This is a genomic window from Dyadobacter bucti, from assembly GCF_005869225.1.
GTDB classification, from domain to species: Bacteria; Bacteroidota; Bacteroidia; order Cytophagales; family Spirosomataceae; genus Dyadobacter; species Dyadobacter bucti.
In genome coordinates this window covers 190,686-209,336 of the sequence record NZ_SWFP01000007.1, presented here as the reverse complement: position 1 = coordinate 209,336, position 18,651 = coordinate 190,686, and the positions used below count along the sequence as shown (strand labels likewise).

General features: G+C 42.7%; 23 protein-coding genes and 1 tRNA gene. 12 read left to right on the top strand and 12 right to left on the bottom strand.

Annotation, left to right across the window (positions count from 1 at the left end):
- Positions 1–5: 5 nt before the first annotated feature.
- Positions 6–359: a TfoX/Sxy family protein gene (locus FBF61_RS22735; protein WP_138481720.1), complete on the top strand. Its 354-nt coding sequence runs from the start codon at positions 6–8 to the stop codon at positions 357–359.
- 64 nt (positions 360–423) lie between these two features.
- On the opposite strand, the gene FBF61_RS22730 is transcribed toward FBF61_RS22735, so the two are convergent.
- From FBF61_RS22730 to FBF61_RS22720, 3 genes are all read right to left on the bottom strand, one after another.
- Positions 424–1,986: a phosphatase PAP2 family protein gene (locus FBF61_RS22730; protein ID WP_138481718.1), complete on the bottom strand. Its 1,563-nt coding sequence runs from the start codon at positions 1,984–1,986 to the stop codon at positions 424–426.
- 15 nt (positions 1,987–2,001) lie between these two features.
- Positions 2,002–2,931 carry a hypothetical protein gene (locus FBF61_RS22725; RefSeq protein WP_138481716.1) on the bottom strand — a complete coding sequence of 310 codons (930 nt, stop codon included), beginning with the start codon at positions 2,929–2,931 and terminating at the stop codon, positions 2,002–2,004.
- A 128-nt stretch (positions 2,932–3,059) separates the two neighbouring features.
- Positions 3,060–3,611 (bottom strand): hypothetical protein, encoded by a 552-nt coding sequence (locus FBF61_RS22720; protein ID WP_229215177.1) that lies wholly within the window; start codon positions 3,609–3,611, stop codon positions 3,060–3,062.
- 198 nt (positions 3,612–3,809) lie between these two features.
- Here FBF61_RS22720 and FBF61_RS22715 point away from each other — a divergent pair, with 198 nt between their 5' ends.
- On the top strand, positions 3,810–4,328 hold the full coding sequence (locus FBF61_RS22715; protein WP_138481712.1) for a DinB family protein: 519 nt from the start codon (positions 3,810–3,812) through the stop codon (positions 4,326–4,328).
- Here FBF61_RS22715 and FBF61_RS22710 read toward each other — a convergent pair.
- Positions 4,325–6,340, bottom strand: coding sequence for a thioredoxin domain-containing protein (locus FBF61_RS22710; protein WP_138481710.1), 2,016 nt, complete (start codon positions 6,338–6,340; stop codon positions 4,325–4,327). The two genes, FBF61_RS22715 and FBF61_RS22710, sit on opposite strands and share 4 nt — an antisense overlap.
- A 24-nt stretch (positions 6,341–6,364) precedes the next feature.
- Positions 6,365–8,005, bottom strand: coding sequence for a T9SS type A sorting domain-containing protein (locus FBF61_RS22705; protein ID WP_138481708.1), 1,641 nt, complete (start codon positions 8,003–8,005; stop codon positions 6,365–6,367).
- Positions 8,006–8,142: 137 nt separating this feature from the next.
- On the opposite strand from FBF61_RS22705, the gene FBF61_RS22700 reads away from it, so the two are divergent.
- The 3 genes from FBF61_RS22700 to FBF61_RS22690 all read left to right on the top strand — a co-directional run bounded on the left by FBF61_RS22700 (position 8,143) and on the right by FBF61_RS22690 (position 10,092).
- Positions 8,143–8,601: a hypothetical protein gene (locus tag FBF61_RS22700; RefSeq protein WP_138481706.1), complete on the top strand. Its 459-nt coding sequence runs from the start codon at positions 8,143–8,145 to the stop codon at positions 8,599–8,601.
- A gap of 78 nt (positions 8,602–8,679) precedes the next feature.
- On the top strand, positions 8,680–9,993 hold the full coding sequence (locus FBF61_RS22695; RefSeq protein ID WP_138481705.1) for an MFS transporter: 1,314 nt from the start codon (positions 8,680–8,682) through the stop codon (positions 9,991–9,993).
- A 24-nt stretch (positions 9,994–10,017) separates the two neighbouring features.
- Positions 10,018–10,092, top strand: a tRNA-Val gene (locus FBF61_RS22690).
- A gap of 132 nt (positions 10,093–10,224) precedes the next feature.
- On the opposite strand, the gene FBF61_RS22685 is transcribed toward FBF61_RS22690, so the two are convergent.
- The 7 genes from FBF61_RS22685 to FBF61_RS22660 all read right to left on the bottom strand — a co-directional run bounded on the left by FBF61_RS22685 (position 10,225) and on the right by FBF61_RS22660 (position 16,319).
- Positions 10,225–11,520, bottom strand: coding sequence for an alpha/beta hydrolase (locus FBF61_RS22685; protein WP_138481703.1), 1,296 nt, complete (start codon positions 11,518–11,520; stop codon positions 10,225–10,227).
- Between the two features lie 146 nt (positions 11,521–11,666).
- Complete coding sequence (locus tag FBF61_RS22680; protein WP_138481701.1) at positions 11,667–12,527, bottom strand: helix-turn-helix domain-containing protein; 861 nt, start codon at positions 12,525–12,527, stop codon at positions 11,667–11,669.
- Between the two features lie 7 nt (positions 12,528–12,534).
- The gene (locus FBF61_RS22675; RefSeq protein ID WP_138481699.1) at positions 12,535–13,452 is read right to left on the bottom strand and encodes a hypothetical protein; all 918 of its coding nucleotides are present in this window, start codon (positions 13,450–13,452) and stop codon (positions 12,535–12,537) included.
- Between the two features lie 179 nt (positions 13,453–13,631).
- On the bottom strand, positions 13,632–14,597 hold the full coding sequence (locus FBF61_RS22670; RefSeq protein WP_138481697.1) for a hypothetical protein: 966 nt from the start codon (positions 14,595–14,597) through the stop codon (positions 13,632–13,634).
- A gap of 77 nt (positions 14,598–14,674) precedes the next feature.
- Positions 14,675–15,214 (bottom strand): hypothetical protein, encoded by a 540-nt coding sequence (locus tag FBF61_RS22665; protein ID WP_138481695.1) that lies wholly within the window; start codon positions 15,212–15,214, stop codon positions 14,675–14,677.
- A 398-nt stretch (positions 15,215–15,612) separates the two neighbouring features.
- On the bottom strand, positions 15,613–15,765 hold the full coding sequence (locus tag FBF61_RS34695; protein ID WP_166444590.1) for a hypothetical protein: 153 nt from the start codon (positions 15,763–15,765) through the stop codon (positions 15,613–15,615).
- Positions 15,766–15,815: 50 nt separating this feature from the next.
- Positions 15,816–16,319, bottom strand: coding sequence for a hypothetical protein (locus FBF61_RS22660; RefSeq protein WP_138481693.1), 504 nt, complete (start codon positions 16,317–16,319; stop codon positions 15,816–15,818).
- Between the two features lie 55 nt (positions 16,320–16,374).
- Here FBF61_RS22660 and FBF61_RS22655 point away from each other — a divergent pair, with 55 nt between their 5' ends.
- The 7 genes from FBF61_RS22655 (at position 16,375) to FBF61_RS34690 (ending at position 18,641) form a co-directional block, all read left to right on the top strand.
- Positions 16,375–16,593, top strand: coding sequence for a hypothetical protein (locus tag FBF61_RS22655; protein WP_138481691.1), 219 nt, complete (start codon positions 16,375–16,377; stop codon positions 16,591–16,593).
- A 5-nt stretch (positions 16,594–16,598) separates the two neighbouring features.
- Positions 16,599–17,369: a phage antirepressor KilAC domain-containing protein gene (locus FBF61_RS22650; RefSeq protein ID WP_138481689.1), complete on the top strand. Its 771-nt coding sequence runs from the start codon at positions 16,599–16,601 to the stop codon at positions 17,367–17,369.
- A gap of 1 nt (position 17,370) precedes the next feature.
- On the top strand, positions 17,371–17,583 hold the full coding sequence (locus tag FBF61_RS22645; RefSeq protein ID WP_138481687.1) for a hypothetical protein: 213 nt from the start codon (positions 17,371–17,373) through the stop codon (positions 17,581–17,583).
- Positions 17,584–17,606: 23 nt separating this feature from the next.
- A complete protein-coding gene (locus tag FBF61_RS22640; protein WP_138481685.1) occupies positions 17,607–17,858 on the top strand; it encodes a hypothetical protein in 252 nt (83 codons plus the stop codon).
- Positions 17,843–18,145 carry a helix-turn-helix domain-containing protein gene (locus FBF61_RS22635; RefSeq protein ID WP_138481683.1) on the top strand — a complete coding sequence of 101 codons (303 nt, stop codon included), beginning with the start codon at positions 17,843–17,845 and terminating at the stop codon, positions 18,143–18,145. Before FBF61_RS22640 ends, FBF61_RS22635 begins: the two co-directional genes overlap by 16 nt.
- 152 nt (positions 18,146–18,297) lie before the next feature.
- Positions 18,298–18,480 (top strand): hypothetical protein, encoded by a 183-nt coding sequence (locus FBF61_RS22630; RefSeq protein WP_138481681.1) that lies wholly within the window; start codon positions 18,298–18,300, stop codon positions 18,478–18,480.
- A gap of 2 nt (positions 18,481–18,482) precedes the next feature.
- Positions 18,483–18,641 (top strand): hypothetical protein, encoded by a 159-nt coding sequence (locus tag FBF61_RS34690; protein WP_166444589.1) that lies wholly within the window; start codon positions 18,483–18,485, stop codon positions 18,639–18,641.
- The last annotated feature ends 10 nt before the right edge of the window (positions 18,642–18,651 follow it).

Below are 18,651 nucleotides of genomic sequence, written 5' to 3'. Positions count from 1 at the left end.
GCAATATGGCATTTGACGAAAAGCTTGCTAACAAGGTAAGGGAAGCATTGATAGACAATCCGCTGGTTGAGGAAAGAATGTTGTTTCAGGGACTGGCGTTTATGGTGGATGACAAATTATGCATTTGCGTCCGCGATTCAAATATGTTGTGCAGGATAGGGCCGGAGGAATTCGAACAGGTGTTGGAAATGACCGGGGTTACCCCCATGATCCATAACAAACGCGTTATGAATGGCTATGTTTTTGTAAGTGAGCAAGGATACAATACCAAGAATGCTTTCGACTTTTGGATAAAAAAATGCCTGGACTTCAATAAAATTGCGAAACCATCCAAGTCAAAATCAAAACGGACTGATTAGTAAATAAAGAAAAAGGCCTTTCGAGAATATCCGAAGGGCCTTTTTCTTTATACAAAGTAATTCTTTATTCTGCACCGTCCGTTTTTGCCCGTTGCACAGCGTAGTTACCTACTTTGTGACCTGTTGCAAGTCCGGTCTCGCAATCGAAGCGGTAATGTATCAATCCGTAAATGCGCGATAAAGATGCTTCGGCTGCCATCGCATTCAGCTTTTCAGCTTCCGACGGGAAAATATGCGCCAGAACCTCCGCTCCCGCACCGGAAAACATAGAATGTCCCGAGGTATAAGACGGGAAATTCGGCAGTCCTACCGATGTTTTCACCTTCCGGCTCATTTGGTTTGGGCGCGGGTAATAGTAGTAATATTTGGTATCCCAGCAGCAAATACCTGCATCCTGTATGGCTGTTCCCAACAAGGCAAGTGTTCTGGCAGTACGTACTTCGCTGAAACTGTTGTCATGGCACAAGTTAGCCCCGCGACGGTGCCAGTGCCCCGGAGGAGTATAGCTTCCCACACCATCCGACCAGAAGCTGGCTATGCGGGCTTGCTCCCTCGTTTGGTTTTTAGCGATATTCAGCAGCTCATCCATATTTTTCTGAAATTCGGCGCTTCCCAATGCAGGCGGAGCCTCTGGGCGCAATGTTACGATAGTTGGCCTGTCAAAATTCCATGGCAAAACGCCGCCGTAAGTAGGCAGCATAGGCGGGCGGGCGGGGACTTCCTGGCTGACCCAGGGTTCAGTAGTGCCTATTGTCCTTGCATTGGCAATCATTTCAGCTGTTTTGGCCTGGTTATTGGCTGTACCCATTCCGTCTGTTTTGGCACGTGCCATCACTTTTGCACCCACTGCCTTACCCAGTTCTGCACCGGCGGAAATGTCACTTTCTACATTCATACCGGCCCATAAACGGCTGTTTTTATGCTCTGCTAGTTTTTGTTCCAGGAAAGGAACTTCTCCCGGGAACATGGCTTTCAGTATAATGACGGAGGCTTCTGCAACCACTGCATCTTCCGAAGGATACGAAGGAAGGTCTGTTACGGGTAAAAGTGTGAGCACCGATTGATCTGTTTTGGACGGCGCCTTTCGGTTATACTTGAATTTATAGTTCCAGGCGGTAATCAGCGCATCGTATTGGGCAACGCTGAGATAAGCAAGGGCCCGGGCAGTATAAGGCGGGTTCGCAAAAGGGAACTTCGGGTCTGCCAGCGGATTTGCTGCATCGGGCAATGGATACTTTCCGTCTTTGTCAGAGGCAGGCGGGGTATTGTAGCGCGCCGCCAGTTCGCGGCCTATTTCATTCCAGCGAAAAACGGCTCCTGCTCCCCAGTAATTGACCTGCTCTCGTTGCTGTGCCGTAATCTTGGATGTAACATCTTTCAGTTTCTGGATTTCGGCTTTGTATTCGGCAGAAGTAGCAGCGTTTGGCTCAGCTACCGGTATCTCACTGGTCGCGGCCAGTACATACGGTTTCCAGTTCCCTGCATTTTCGTCGAGGCTTGAAGGGATATTAATAGATGCTACGGGATCGTTGACAGTTTTGCTGCAGGAAAAAACCATCATTAACGTCGCTAAAATCACAGTAGTAGCCGTTGTTCCCTTCAAAGAGAAAATATGTTTTGTTTTCATATCAATGACTAAATATTATTTTTCAGAAGATTTCCCGATGTAACGAAACTGGTAAAGCACTCCTAGTGAGAAAGATGTACTCTGGCCTACATTTCTGCCGTCGAGTACATACGCTGCCCTTGCATTTACACCGATATTTTTTGGCTGGTATTTGGCATAAACACCCGCTATCGTAGACTTCATATTGTTGGTGGGAAAAGGCATATCGTTGCGGCGGATGTTATCACCTCCGTCACAGGCACCATGTTCCATAAACCCCTCTGCCTGGATACCTTTTTTAAGGTAACCCACACGAACAGCTGCATCATAGGCATTAGGAACAACCACCTCGTTTGTTCCGTAAAGTCTATCTCCGGCCTGGTAGGCATCCCTGTCGATCTTGATTTTACTGCGAAATATATAGCTTCCCGAAGCGGTCAGATAAACACCGGTTTTGTGCCGGTAGCTCGCCAGGAGCCTGCCTGTCGCCGTTTTACACTGTATCCCGATTGACATCGGTAAAAAATCCGGAACGTAGTTATTACTGGGAAGCGAAGCGCCTGCAATTGCATGGAGCGAGAAGCCAGAGACATTCACAAAACGGTACTTAATCCAGCCAGAAACATCCTGAAATCCACGTTGCCATTTGAGATTACCTGCGCTGGCCTGCGTCCAGAGGTACGGGATGGCGGCAATAACATTGAGGTTTTTAGTAATTCCCACGGCCAGCATTGGCATTACGCCTTGTGTGGTATGTGTTCCGATGTTGAAATTTTCGCGTTTCAGCGAATTTTCCCAGTATTTGTCCCAGGAGCTATGGCTGTAAGAAACAGCAAGGCAAGCTGTATTTTTGGACATGTAAATCGCATCGTTGGGCATCTGGGCAAACGCCGCAGATGAGATGCCGAGCAAAGCCAGAACGGCTGCTGAACAGGCACGCAAATTTTTTTGTAAAGAAATGACCATATAGGAAAAGTAAAATCAAAACCTTTTATTAACCGTAATAGATATTGCTCATTCCACAGCTGATAATCCTGAATACAGTGAAACAGGATCATGCTGACGCACGAGTGAAAATAGTTGCTTGAAGGATCTCAGGAAAGCTCGGGTGGCGGGGTATGCAGCCGGATCGGAAAAGAAGACAGGGGACTTTTGTAAGGTGTTTCTACAATGTAAGCGGATTTTGGAGGATCGGGATAAGCTCCAAAAGCAAATACCTGGTGACACGGTATATACAACTTAAAAAAACTGCTTAGTAAATTAATTGCCTCACTATAAGGGTTTTTAGGAATTTCATTTTCAGGATCAGTGAGGATCTGCATCGCATTCGCCAGCTCAAAAAAACGGTCCCGCGCCTGTTGATTGGATTTCAGTGTGACATATAGCGTATCGTTTTCATGCAGGATATTTGTGGCGTTGTAAAAATCACCATTTTTCCGGATTAGTCCTTCAAGGCCGTCCGCTTTTTCCCAATTGCCTGTATAAGGTAATGACGGCAGGAACAACTTCATCACCTGATAGTCGTCATTGGTCTGGGGGGCCGAGGCAGTTTTGTAGTCTTTTTTAAAGAATAAAACAGCAAAAGGCAGCCCAAACATGTTGTAGAGCAATAAAATCAACAAACCTATCGCCGCTATTTTTTTCAATTTCTTTGAGGATTTATACTCAAATGTAAGCATATTAGATGCAATTAAGCAATAGACGTTAGCAAAACTAAAACGTTATTGTACAGGATAATAAAGTAACCGTTAGTTGCTAATTGTCGCATCTTCCACATTACCAATTCCCGATTCAGCGCAATCGATTACCCGAGAAAATAGATATAAACAAAAACAATATAATTTATGAAGAAATCTGCCATTAATCCGATGCCCCCGTTTTTTGACCGTTACATTAATCTTGTAGACGATATTGACATTTTTGAGGGATTCCGAAAATATGCTCCCAGGGAAATTTTTTCTGATATTCAGAAACTTGAACAAGTGGGAGACAGAATTTATGCGCCTGGAAAGTGGACTATAAAAGATATTCTCCAGCATGTAGTTGACAATGAACGGATCATGGCATACCGGGCGCTGCGGTTTTCGAGGAATGACAGAACAAATTTACCTGGGTATGACGAAGCAGTATTTGCTGCAAACACGATTGCATACGGGAGGCCTATTCCTGATTTGCTGGAAGAATTTGAACAGGTAAGGGTGTCCACGATCTCACTTTTTGCCAACATGGATAGCGCAATGATTTTGCGTTCCGGCGTGGCCAATCAAACCGAAATTTCCCCACTCGCCCTCGGATTTGTGATTCTGGGGCATCCGCTGCACCACATCAACGTGATCAGGGAGCGGTACTATCCCTTGATTTAAATGCTGGCCAGCTGATCCAATGCCGCTTCCACGGTAGTGACGGGAAGCTGGCATGTTTTGTCATAACATACATAAACTGCCGTTTTCGCATCCGTGTCGGAGCGGTTTTGCAGTAGGGGCAAATCGGAAGATGTCTTCGTTCCCATTACAATTTTGTTGGGGATAAAAAACCTGTCGAAGTCTTTTCGCATGGCATCTGCATCTTCACCTACAATTGCTATTTCAGCCGTGGGTACCGTTTTGAGGCAATACAACGCAGCCCAATTGGTCACCCATTGCACATCGGCAATCAGAATTTTGTTCATTTTGGAAAGCATGTTTTCCGAGAGGTTCAAATACACCTCACGATCGAGCATCTTGCCGAGGATGTACAGATTATGTGCCATAATAGAATTGGACGCGGGGATGACATTGTCAAAAAGCTCTTTTTTTCTCGCAATCAGCGATTCCCCCGATGCATCGGTAAAATAGAAAAAACCTTCGGTCTCATCGTAAAACTGGGCAATGGTATAATCCGCAAGCTGGGAGGCACGCTCCAGCCAGGCTTCGTTGAAAGTAACCTGGTACAAACCTGCATAAGCCTCGATAACAGCAGCATAATCTTCCAGAAAGGCAGTGATAGTTGGTTTTCCGGCTTTATAGCTATGCCATAGTTTGCCGTCGGCGGACATTTTATTAAAAATAAAATCAGCAGTCTGCACAGCCAGTTCACGGATAGCATCATCGCCGAGGGCCCGGTAACAATCTGTCAGTCCTTTGATCAGCAAGCCATTCCAGGATGCAAGGATTTTATCATCCAGCCCGGGTTTTATGCGGGTTTCTCTTCTTTTCGAAAGTCTGTAAAGTGCATCCTGATAACGTCCAGAAAACTGCTCATCGAAAATACCGGCTGCTTTTGCTGTTTCGTCGGCATAATTGGTAAGGTGCAAATGATTGTAACCATGTTCCCAGTTACCTCGTTTGGAAATATTATATAATTTGGAAAACCATTCGAAATCGTTTTTCAATGTATCTTTCAATTCTTCCTCGGTCCAGATATAATATTTGCCTTCAATACCTTCGCTATCGGCATCCAAAGCGGAGTAAAATCCTCCATCTGGACTTAGCATTTCGTTTTTCAGCCAGTGTATTGTTTCCATGATCCTGGCAGAGTATAGCGGGTTTTGTGTCAGTGAATAAGCCTCTGCGTAAATGCTTAATAACTGGGCGTTGTCATAAAGCATTTTTTCGAAGTGCGGGATAAACCATTCATCATCCACGGAATACCTTGCCCACCCACCTCCCGCGTGGTCGTATATTCCGCCGAGCGCGATCCGGTTCAGGGATAACTCCAGGTGCGCGAGAGCTTCGGGATTCTGGCTGATGTCGTAATATCGAAGCAAAAATTTGTAGATCGAAGGCATGGGAAACTTGGGAGCGCGGTCCATTCCACCTTTTTGGGTATCGAAATGCTGTTTTAGTTTCTCGAACATCAGGTCAAGCTCTTCAAGCGAGTGAGGGTTGACACTGTTCACCAGACCATATTTTTCAGTTTCAGAAGCGACCATGTTCCGCACAAATCCGTCAGCGGAGTCGACCAGCTCTTTGTAGTGTTTGTTGTAAGCATCGTTGATACTTTTCAGGAGCTGGACCCAGTTCTGGGGCGGGAGATAAGTCACGCCATAAAACGGTTTGCTGTCAGGCAGCAAAAATACATTCAAAGGCCAGCCGCCTCTCACGCCCATGGCCTGAACCGCATCCATATAAACCGCATCGACATCAGGTCTTTCTTCGCGATCTACTTTGATACAGACAAAATGCTGGTTCATCACCGCCGAAATATCTTCTTTTTCAAAACATTCGCGCTCCATAACATGGCACCAGTGACAGGCAGAATATCCGATACTGACGAGAATGGGCTTGTTTTCAGTCTTTGCTTTGGTCAATGCCTCTTCACCCCAGGGATACCAGTCTACCGGATTGTTGGCATGCTGAAGAAGGTATGGGCTGGTTTGCTGGCTGAGACGGTTCATGAAAGCTTGGAATGATGAGAATTATTATTGATTGACAACAACCTTTTTGGTTATGGTCCGGGTATTGCTGGCAAAACGTGCAAAATACATACCAGAAGCGAGTCGTGGCAAAGCGATGTGATCTCTTGTTTCACCGGCAAAAGCTTGAATCTTCTTTGTTAAGACCACCTGACCTTTGGTATTCAGCAATGAAAAATCAACATCAGTGGAACCATTTATGCCGGTTAGTACAACATTGAGATCAAATTGTGCCGGATTTGCATAGATATAAGCATCTGATAAAACCGGTTCTGAAGAATTTACGGTGTCGTTCAGGTCAAATTTACAGAGGACAATCTCTTTGCCTTTCAATGTAATTGTTTTGAGCCACCTCTGATAAGAGACGGTAATAACTGTTTCTTCGTTATCTTCTGCATAAGGATTTTGTGCGGCAATTAAAATATTGCTCCCCTTGACAACACCTCGCCAAACAGGATTCTGCTGCTCCATATTATCACGAGCCGATTGCGGAATAACCAGCTGATAGGCTCCTTCAAACATATCTTTAAATTCAGAAAGCCGGTAAAGTCCGTATATAAAATGCTCGTAAGGGGCATAATTTTCTTGCCGGGATCCGGGGAAGAAAGGATTTTCCCAAAGCCAGAGGCCGGTTGCCCCGGAAAAAAATGGAAATATAGCGGTGGCTTCTGCTACAAAAGGCTCGATCAATGGTGTATTTGGATCGTAGCTGTCATGAATCCGCATCCAGACAAATGGAATAATCGGTTTATCGCTCCAAGCGCGGTTTGCTTCAATATTAAACAACAAATATGATAGGTAATCCTTTCCTATCGGGTGGTTATAACCATAATAATAGTAGGGCGACGGCGTAAGCACATCCATTGCATCGTAAAAGCTTCCGCCAATTTTTCCCGAATTGTCCTGGGTCAGATAATGGGTCCGGGCCAGGTTTGTAGTCCAGTCCTGCCAACTGTTTGCAGTAATATTCAACCAGGTGTTACGAACCGGAACATCACTGTAACTGGATACTAGCGCGCTGGAATTCGGTTTCTGGATTTTGAAACGGTTGATGGCCTCGGTGTACCACCAGCGCATATCCCTTTTATATGTAGCCAGGAAATCCGCGTCATTGAGGGAACGATAATTCTGGGGGATCTGGTTATTGGATTTTAGTGCGAGGATATCCCGGTCTTCACGCTGCATTCTCTCTATGTCCAGACAAATAATATCTGCATCAAAAATAATCCTTGCATAGTTGTCCCAATAATTGCGGTAAGCCACAGTATCGTTTTGCCAGGGGCTGCGGAGCATGTTGTCTGCCCAAGGCTGGTTCCCGCTGGAAGTGGCAACTCCGTACCAGAGAGCCGCCCGGTTTTTAGGATCAAGTGAGCCTGGCTCCGCCCCGCTAAACGATGCCAGATGACTGAATCCATGTCTTAGGGGTAGAGATTGCGTATCGTCAAACCTGGGGCCGTTGTAAATAATTTTAAAGGGAAGGGAGAATTCCGGGAATTTATTCCATTCAATCGTATTATTCGGGGCGACTGGTGTAAGTGTATAGGCAGGCTCACAATCCTGGCTGAAAACCTGTTGGAATTGGCATATCAGAAGGAAAAATCCGACAATCGAATAGGTGTGTATTGAGATCTTTGTAAGGTGTTTCATAAGAATTGACGAAACAAATTCGTTAATTTTGCGATGTGCTAATTTAATTTTTCCGCGAAGGCTGCTGTTCTTTGGTCATTTAAAAAATAGCTAACAACCGAAATAAGTTTGCCTTGAAACATAAAATAAGAATCAAAATGAAAAAATTATTCGTTCTGTTACCCCTTTTTTCAGCGTTGTTGTTATTGGCTTCCTGTAAAGATAAAGATAACAATGTAACTCCTGAGCCAACTGAAAAGGATAAAATTCTGATCAACTATCCCTGGCGGATGTCCACTGTTACAGATTTGAAAGGTACGGACATCCCAATCAAGCAGCTCAATACTCAGACTCAGTCTATTAAGGAAGTAATGGATATACAGTTTCTCAAAAACAATGTTACCAAAGCCATTGATCAGAGATCCAGCCAGGTGATCAACGGAGGTACCTGGTATCTTATCAATGAGAGTAAGATACTCGATATTAAAATATCGGGATTCTCCGGCGAATTTGGGGTAGAGGAATTATCTAACAGCAAGTTAAGGTTGAAAAGTAAAATGCCGGTCAATGGTGTAGAGCAAGAAACTATTATGGTTTTTGCACCGGTCATTAAGTAGGTGGTAACGACACCTGATAAATAAGAAAGCGACGGAGAAATCTGTCGCTTTTCTTATTTTGCATCAAATTCGTTTTTCATGCAAAAAAACAATCCTTCTATCATCAATGCCTGGTGTATGTACGACTGGGCTAATTCTGTCCATGCGCTGGTTATTGTTTCCAGTATTTTCCCGGTTTATTTCAGCGCCACAGCTTTGAGCATATCAGGAACGCCCAATATTCATTTTTTCGGGCTGGAAATAAAAAGCTCCATCTTGTTTTCCTACACGGTTTCCGTCTCATTCCTGATTACAGCTCTCATCATTCCGTTATGTACTGCCATTGCCGATTTCACGGGCAAGAAGAAGAGGTTTATGAAGTTTTTCTGTTATCTGGGCGCTACCAGCTGCATGCTGCTGTATTTTTTTACAAAAGATACACTCATATTGTCTGTGTTTCTTTTTGCGCTTAGCCTGATCGGATGGAGCGGCAGCATTGTGTTTTACGATTCGTATCTTCCCGAAATTGCAACCGAAGAAAACTATGACAGGTATAGTGCGCGCGGATTTTCGATGGGTTACCTGGGCAGCGTAATCCTGCTGCTTTTCAATTTGAGCATGGTACTTTTCCCGCAGTTTTATGGCATCACTGAAAAAGCTTTGCCTGCCCGGATTTCGTTTTTCACAGTAGGGCTTTGGTGGATACTGTTTGCGCAGATCCCTTTCCATTATCTGCCCTCGCAACATATTAAACGTGAAAAAAACGGCCGGTGGTTATTGAATGGATTTACAGAACTCAAAAAGGTTTATTTCCAACTAAAAGACCAGCCCTATCTTGCGAAGTTCCTCAGCGCTTTTTTTATTTATACCATGGGGTTGAGGACTGTTATGTACGTAGCCACAATTTTCGGGGCAAGTGAACTGAAATTACCTTCGCAGAGTCTTATTATAACTGTTTTATTGATTCAACTGGTAGGGATTGCAGGATCATTTGCTTTCGCCTCTCTGTCTGCGAGAATAGGCAATATTTATGCGCTGATGGTGGGTGTTACGATCTGGATCTTTATTTGTACCGGAGCGTACTTTACTACTGAGGCAATGGAATTCTATATTGTTGCATGCGCGGTGGGTTTAGTAATGGGAGGCATTCAGTCACTTTCGCGTGCAACTTATTCGAAGCTTATTCCGGAAAATACACAGGACACGGCTTCATTTTTTAGTTTTTATGACGTCAGCGAGAAGCTTGCCATTGTGATCGGGACTTTTATTTACGGTACCGTAGAGTATTTGACAGGCAGTATGAGAAACAGTATCCTTGCACTGCTTTTGATCTTTGTGGTTGGGTTGATTCTGCTATCCAGAATTCCATCACAGAAAGTTTATCAGTATGAATTGGATCGTAATGGAAATTAAATTAATATCGCGACTTCGTGAAAAAGGATGTTAGCTCAGTTGGTTCAGAGCGCCGCCTTGACAGGGCGGAGGTCAGCGGTTCGAACCCGCTACGTCCTACTCTTGATTTTATTCAACGTGCATTTAATCAGCGTTTTAAGTGTGGTTTTGGAAATTTGACTGAAACTACACTGAAACATTTACTAAGATCCTCGCTTTTTTTGTGTTTCAGGATCGATCTTTATGGTACTGCTATTTGTAAATTCTCCAATAAGGGACAGGATCATGTTCCTCTTTTAATAGCCGCGGTCTTTCTGAAATCGGCTTGCCTGCCAGAACCCCGTTAATGTCGTATAATAACTCAGGAGAAGACGCATAGTCGCTATGACCAAGAAAGTCGGTTTTGAACCCGGTCGCATCGATCATATCAATCTGCTTATATGTGTTGATGCCATTACGAACATCGCCCAGTCTGGCAAAACCATTGAACTTGTGGGAGGCAAGTAGCGCGACGTCGTCGCCGGATCGGTAGACAGTCGTTCTCTCTGCAACTCCTGGGAGTATTGGAGCAATCTTCTCTTTAAAAATCCTTTCGTCTATATCAGGTGCGGCGAGTATTAATTCCCTAATAACTTGTTTTGGGTTACCCCGCTGTTTGCGTGCCGTCAAAGCGTTTTCTACTAGTCGGGTGCCCATACTATGCGCAATAATGTATAAATTCTCGATAGCTTCGATATTGCTGAAATGTTGTAGAAAATTTGTTAAGTGAATCTCCGTCCAGGGGATATTTGCAGAGTCGACTGGATAGGCGACTGTCTTTTCTTGCGATGGCCACGAATAGAACATCCCAATACCGCCGAAATTTAAATCATAAACCATTTGCGCTGTTCGTTTTGCGGCGTCGTCAAAACTCGTGTTGTATCCATGAATATAGACCAAGGCGCTTTTCGATATTCCTCCGTGGCTTTTTAGATAGTCGCAAAAATATTCATAAGTAAATTTTTCCAACCCTTTAAAGACGATATGATCCTGGTCCGATTCCGCTTCCAGCTGCAAGCCAAAGACGCTGAAAGGTTTTTCCAAGCCTCCGTATTTATGGCTCTTGGGAATGGATACCCAACATCGGCCTAACTCATATCCCATAGGATAATCCACCCCCTCTGTGCCGTAATATTTTTTTGCATGAATGTAAAGATTTGGCCGCTCAGAAATAGTCGACTTGCTTTCTGGATCAGCAACAAATTTTCTGTCTGTCACAAACAATAATTCTTTGATTGTGGGCTTATCTTTATTAAGATCATTATACCATGTGAATATGTCATCCTCGCTTGTTCTTGGCCGCGCATTGTAAACTATCCGTTTAGTTTCGCCATATTCTAAACCATCAACTAAAACTTCAATGTACTTAGACCTTTTGGCAGATGCCAGAATATAATGCGTGTCGGCAGGCCTTGAACGAAAAAATATGGATACAGCCCGTAAAACAGCGACAGACAAAATAAGGTTGAGAATCGAGATTACCAGAAGGAATATTAGTAAAGCAACCATTTCTTGATTGATTTTTGGTTTCCAATACTTTTAAATGCTTAGGGTCATTTTGTTCAATCAGTTAGCTAACAAACTGTTTTCCGAAAGTAAAATTCAAAATAATAGACACTGAAAGTCCACTCGGGAGCCCGTTATCCAGTCCTAATTCAATTATTATCGAAGTTCATCAAGCGGAATTCTTTAACAACTTTGCGCTGCTCTTTCTCGTCGTCAAGTTTGAAATGATTGAGAGCGATAAACTCAAACAGTCTGTTTTGTTTCTGATCCAACAGAAAGAAAGTAGATAGACCTGGTTTGCTATATATTGTGAAAAACTTTATCCTGATCCAACTTGCTACTTGCCTGTACTCATCGATATTGAAATCTGTTACTTCTCTGGTAAAGTTGTAATCCAATATTGGTTTAAATTTCTCCCGAAACGCTTTCAAGACTTTTTTGTATTCATTTGCTCTTGTCAACGGGTTGAACTCCCCAGACTCAAATTCAAAAAGCTTTTTGGTCTCGCTATCGTAAAGGAAATAATTTTTGGAGCCTTCCCTTTTATAGATCTTTAAAGGTTTATTGATCCATAGCGTCGCATGGTGCGGTATGAGTGCATCTAAGTCAAATTCTTTGACCTCATTCAGGAAAGTATATTCCTCCTGATCTTCAGGTTTTATTGTTTTGTAGGTCATCGGGCCCTCACCTGTCAAAAGCCAATGAGCAGAAACCCCGAATTCTTTCACTAAAAGCGCCAGGAACGCGGCCGGCACTAAGGACGCGGTTTTACTGTTTGATTTTAAACTGAAGATCGTAGCACCCAGGCCATACTTATTTGTGAAGTAATATTTACTCTTCATTATTTTCTCCTTCAATAAGTAATCGACTACCTGGTTAAACCTTTCAAAAATTTCAATCGAATCGGGCAGATCCGCAGTCTTTACCGGCTTCTTCTTCGGTGTGGTTGATCTGCGGAATCTTTTTTTCTTTGGTTCAGTAGGTTGATCCTTTGGTACTTCTTCTGCCATGTGTGGATTATATGTTAGATTCGGAGTTGGTACGGTCTCCAAGTTGCTTTATATGAGACTCGAGAATGTGGAAATTTGAATTAGATGGAAATAAATTTGCGACACTTTCAGAGGTCGTTAAACTTGGATGTACCTCGCCACCTTTTTTGAAAATTTCTTCTAAACAAATTATTGCATGAGTTATGGACTTTATGTGTCCTTCTGGGAGGTCCATTTTCGTTAGAAGCGCCTCCCCCTCAGACTCGATAAGTTTGTTAATATAAACCTTCTGCGCCTCGAAGACGACTTCCTTTTGATCGACATTCATTTCAAGTTCCCTGACTTGCTGTGCAAGAAAGTCCCCTTCTAGTTTCTTTTTTCTAACAACTGCGGCAGCCCAGCACAATTCAGCAATCAATTTCATAGCTATCAAACCGCCTATCCCTACCAACAGCCAGACCGATCCGGGTTCACCTCTGATTATCCTTAATGATCCGTTAATCTCAGGCAGTTTTAACGGAGTTGAAAGTGCGTGTTTTAAAAGATTGGCGGTTTTCTCTAATTCGTCGAAATCTTCTGTTTCTGGAAGCTTAATTCTAATTGATTCACCCTCTGGTTCAGGGAAATTGTGCTCCAGAAACTCGACAAATGCTTTGTAGGAATTATTTAGGTCATTTAAGTACGGGACACTCACTGAATAGACCTCCTCTGGGAGGGAGAAGGTGTCGTCTTCAATTGTTAGCAACGTGGTCCCTTTGAGCGCGTTGATTATAGAGTTGAATGCTCCAGTTCTTTCTAACTCGTCCAATGACCACCGGAAATTTTTAAATCCCGACACCTTCACCATATTGGTTGATTTTTTCGGGTCGAAGTACCTATCAATTGCGAAGTTATGTGGGCCGAAGTTAATTCGGCTTAGTTCATTCTTGAACTCAATTATGTTCATAATACCAGGAAATACATATATTCTAAAATCCTATTAACTTTGAGATCAATTTTCTCACACTATGGAAGATCTTACATCCTTATTTTTTAAGCTGAGCGCTCCTGCTCAATGTATACTTATCATTTGCTGCGCGGCTCTTGTCGGACTTTGGATAGTTCAGCCTCCCTGGACGGATCGGTTTAAGGATTAACTCCTTTCTTTTTTCTCGTTTTTTTAACTTCCGCCTCCGGGGTTGCTATTTCAGCTATTTGCTTGACCTTCGATTCGATTTGATACATCTTTTCCATCTTGGGGAATTGCTTGATCACATCTTGCGGTGCACCTAATGCTGGTTGAATTTCTGCTCCTTTTCTGAATAGATGGTCGAGTGTATTAATAGACATCTTCAAGGTTTGAATATATTCAGGATTAGGAGTGATATCTTCTCTATCCAAAATCCCTGTAATTTCTATTTCAGTGAACTTATCTAATTGCTTTTGTTGGGCTCTTAAAATTGCCTCTTTGTAATCATTTTCAAGTTCTAGTGTGCGGGTGTGCTCCTTGTATCGTTCTATCTCCTCCTTTTTTTGAATGATCACCATTGTTGACCAACATAGCTCGGCGACCATTTTACAGGCTTTTAATGTTCCAAGCCAAACGACTAGCAAAACCGAGCCCGGTTCTCCTCTTAAAATTTTCACTTGCCCGTTAACATCCGGGTGAAGAATCGGTATCGAAATAGCTTTTTTGAAATCATTTAAATGCACAGCCATCTCTTGGAAATCGTCCGATTCTGGGATCTTGATTCGAATGGCTTCGGGTGGGTCGGCTTTTATCGTTTGGTTCAAGAAATCTAATATTGAAGCTATCTGGCTATGTAGCATGTACGATGAATCTATTATTCCTTGTCCAGATAATCCCTCCACCGAGAAACTATCATAATTAGTTAGATATACTTCTGACTCTTTTAATAGATTGATAAAATGAAATCTTAACCCCAAGGACTCAATGCTATCAATGGCCTGTTTAAAATGATTCAAATTGCTGAACCTGGTCTTCGTAAGCTGTCCTTTGGTCACTTTATCATATTGAATCTGCAAGTCGTCGATATTTATTTTGCTTAGGGCATCTTTTATTGCTGATAGACTGGGAGAGGGTTCTGGCATTTTAGGAAATATTTTTATTTAGAAATCTATTTGTTCTCAGGGATTTCAATACTGTTACGGATCGGTTTAAGGAGTGATTACTCAATTTTTTGATCTGGCATCTGGACCAGTATTTCCTTTCTAACCTTCAGTAAGGCACTTGAAAGTTCGTTGGTCTTATCATTAAAGCTGGTTAACGAACCTTTTGGGGCGATAGCTAATGAAACATACTCATTATAGATCCCATATAAATCAATCAGTTTGACGTGGAGAGCTTGGTATTTTGCCGGAGGGTCATTTAGAGATTTTACCAACGAGTCAATGTGCATTGTGCTTTTCAGTATCATGTCAGTACTCTTGACAGAATTTGCCTGGGCAGCCGACAATGCTTCATTGAAATCTTTTAAATAGTACTCGCTTTCCCTATTAAAATATCCACCCTCTTTATAAATAGCGTTTCTCCAAACAGTCGAGTACAGATCGATAACCGATTCCCCTAACTGAGCTGTCAGTAACATGGTTTGTACAGACTCCTGAGCACCTTGCTCGTATTTTTTTACCTTTTGTGTCGACCAGTAATAGTAACCTCCGGCACCTAATATGGTTAGAGTGATTGCTAAGTAGATTAAATTCTTCATGCGCGTATAAGTATTGAGAGGGGGTAAATATGAAAATGTCAAATGGTACAATTTCAAGTATAATTATTCTTATCGGTGTATAATGTAACTGATTTTAAACTAGTGGGTTATTCAATTGTTATTTTGTTTTTGATGTTTTATTACGATCTAAGTCGATATAGTTCTATTTCCGTTTCACAGCAACCAAACTAAATTCCAGAAGGGCAAACTACATTTCAGAAAAAACCATCGGAGTATTTTTTAGATTGGTGTTACTCTTTCGGAGCTCCTGGTTCTCGCGCTTCAGTCGCTCAATAATATCCATGTGACATGAGATCTGGCGTTGCATCTGTTTAATAGTTTCATTTGTTTCCATTGATAGATTAGGGTTTATTGTGAGCTATTTATTGAATTCTAAATTATGAAAGTGAGCCAAACTGCCCTTTTGCCATCTTTTGATCTATGAGTTTCGTGAATAATCCATTTAATGCGGCATAGGCTTTTTCTTCAATCTCAACCTTTGCTCTGAGTCTTTCAATCTCATCAAGATACCCAGAAATTTGCCGTTCCATGAGTTTTATCCTTTCGTTGGACTCATGATATCTAACTGATAAATCATCCACTATAATTTAAGCATTTTGAGCTTTTGTGACTTTTGTATTTCCTCGGCCAACTTGGATGCGGTTTCCTGTAATTGAGAGAATTTGTCCTGCTGCTCCTTATTCTCTTTTTTAAGATCATCTATAATATCTAAGTATGTAACTATCTGGCGCTGCATCAATTTGATTGAGTCATTCGCGGCGAGCAACTCGGTTTTTAATACCTCGACTTGGTTCGATTTTTTTTCTATTGTGGTTGCAGCATTTTCTGAATTATTTTCTGCTTTCAACATTTCCCCTTCTCCAAGTATAAGCCACTCAGCTCTCACCTCGGGGAACTTTACAAGAAATCTCGCAAGATTATCTTCGCTCATTCCGTTGTTTTGGTCTAGCACACTGCGTGTTATCCCTGTTTGTCGATAAAACTCTGATTTTCCAATCCCTTTATATTCAAGGAATTGCAAGATATTTCGTTTTATTTGCGATTTTTCTTGCATATTTATTTGCAAATGCGAGAAATCTCGCATATCTTTGTACATGTTAATTCAATTATACACAAATTATACTAACAAAGGTAGCCAAATGGACATCGATTTTAAGGAAAATATACGTCAGCGGCACCAGGAGTTGAAGAGTCTTGGAAAAGTTACAGAAGCGGTTACAATGAGCGGTGTGTCGCGTATGACCTATGCACGAGCGGTTAACGGCAAAAAGTACGTCCGAGCAACGACGATGATGGATATTTTGAAGGCTCAGGCCAAAGTACTTGAATTGACAAAAACCAAACTTCAACTTGTTTAAGAACAATGGACGAGCTGATCAAAGTGAGTTGCACTCCCAAAGGGAATCAAGTTGTAGACGGTCGGGAACTTTACAGTTTTCTTGGTCCCAAATCGAATTTCATTGACTGGATTCACCGAATGTTTGATTACGGATTCCAAAAGGATGTTGACTATCTCAAAAAAGAGACGACTGTAAGTCAAGGGGTTATGAAGCATGACTTTATACTGACACTGGATTGTGCCAAGGAAATCGCGATGATCCAACGTTCAGAAAAAGGAAAACAGGCCCGCCAGTACTTTATCGCTTGCGAAAAGCGATTGAAAGAAATTGTCACATCGAAAGAGCTGTCTCGGAGGGAAATTTTGCAAATGGCACTGGAAGCCGAAACTGAAAAGGAAAAAGCAATTCTCCAATTAAACGAAGCCACCAAGCAAATTGAAGCCGACAAACCAAAAGTTGCCTTCGCCGATGCCGTTTCCACAAGCGAAACCGACATCTTAATGAGGGACTTGGCAAAGCTGATTGCTCAAAACGGATTTGTGATCGGTGAACACCGGCTGTACGAATGGATGGTGGTAGGCGGTTATCTGGAAAGACGCAAACGTTGGAGCACCAAGAAAAATAAGTACGAGATCCAGTACTGGCCAACGCAGCGGGCAATTGATCTTAAAGTGTTCCGGGTAAAGGAGACAGTAATACACGAAGGATCAGCCAGTGCCTTTTTGAAACCCACGGTAAAGGTCAATGGTAAAGGACAACAGTACTTCATTCATAAGTTTCTATCCGCTCAGTAACATGACAACTTCCCTAAACCACTTCCCAGAAGACCCGCTTTTAACTTCAATCGCTGAGCTCTTCCGCCTGGGCCAGAAAAATGAATTGAAAATGCAGCTGTGGCTCATGTTCCAGGACAGTTTGAAAGCAAGCCCAGAACACCCACCTGCAGGAAGACTCGACCTAGTCAACGGAATACTTGAAATGATCGATACATCCAGCGGATTGGCTTAAAGAATTCATCAACCCACCAATAAATGAAAATGCAGACTCATCCCAAATCGGTAAAGATCCTCGAAAAAGCAGTTGCCGAGTTTCTGTATTACAACGACGGTGGTAAGAAAGTAAACAAAGCCAGGTTGTTCAGCATGTTCGCTGACAGTCTTTTGGAACCAGAAGAAGATCCCCGCGAAAGGGCAGCATTTTACAAATCTATCGATGATTTGATTGAGGCAATGGATAAGTACCGTAAACAGGTTAAAATCGAAAAACAATGTCAGATTCCGTAATCATTCTCGACAGGGCCGTTTGGAGCCAGTGGACTGAAATGCTTATCAACATTCAAAAGGATGTCAAAGGAATGAAGCAGAAAGTGGACGAACAGGAACGAGACCCTAATGTTTTCACTCACAAGGAAGCTGCATTGTACCTGGGCTATTCAACCGGCCGGCTGCATGTTTTGAAAAATAACCACGTGATCCCATTCTCCCAGTACGGGAAAAAGATCACGTACCGTAAAAAAGACCTTGATCAGTTTCTTTCCGACAACCGGATCCACAAACGTAAACCAACTTAACTCCTCCTATATGAAATGAAAACGAAAATTATTGAAAGGTTATCGCCTTCAAAGCTCATCTGGTCACTCGTCAGCATCCTCGGGGTAATCGCAGTGACGCCAAACTTTTTAATCTACGCATACATTCACTTTCAAAGATTCAGGGGCCCAAAATGGAGAAACTAGCTTTACTCGCCTGTCTCGCGCTGGCGGTCACACTGAACGAATACGCTGCCGGGATTATCAGCTGGGTTGCCCAGAATCCCACCCTTTGGACTAAGGAGCTTGGATATCTCCCAATAGTCTTGATTGTCGCCTTTGCTTTTCTAATCCCTAAAATCAGAAAACACCTGTAGTCATGAAATTCAACCATTTGTTTCTGACCGAAATGGTCAGCCCGGCAACTGCATTCTATTACAAACATTTCACCTACTCAAACTTCGTCGCAATCTTCATTTTTTGCCTTGCATGCGCGATTGCAGCCGGATTTCTCGCAGCGAAGAACACGAAAGTTTGAGACGTATAGC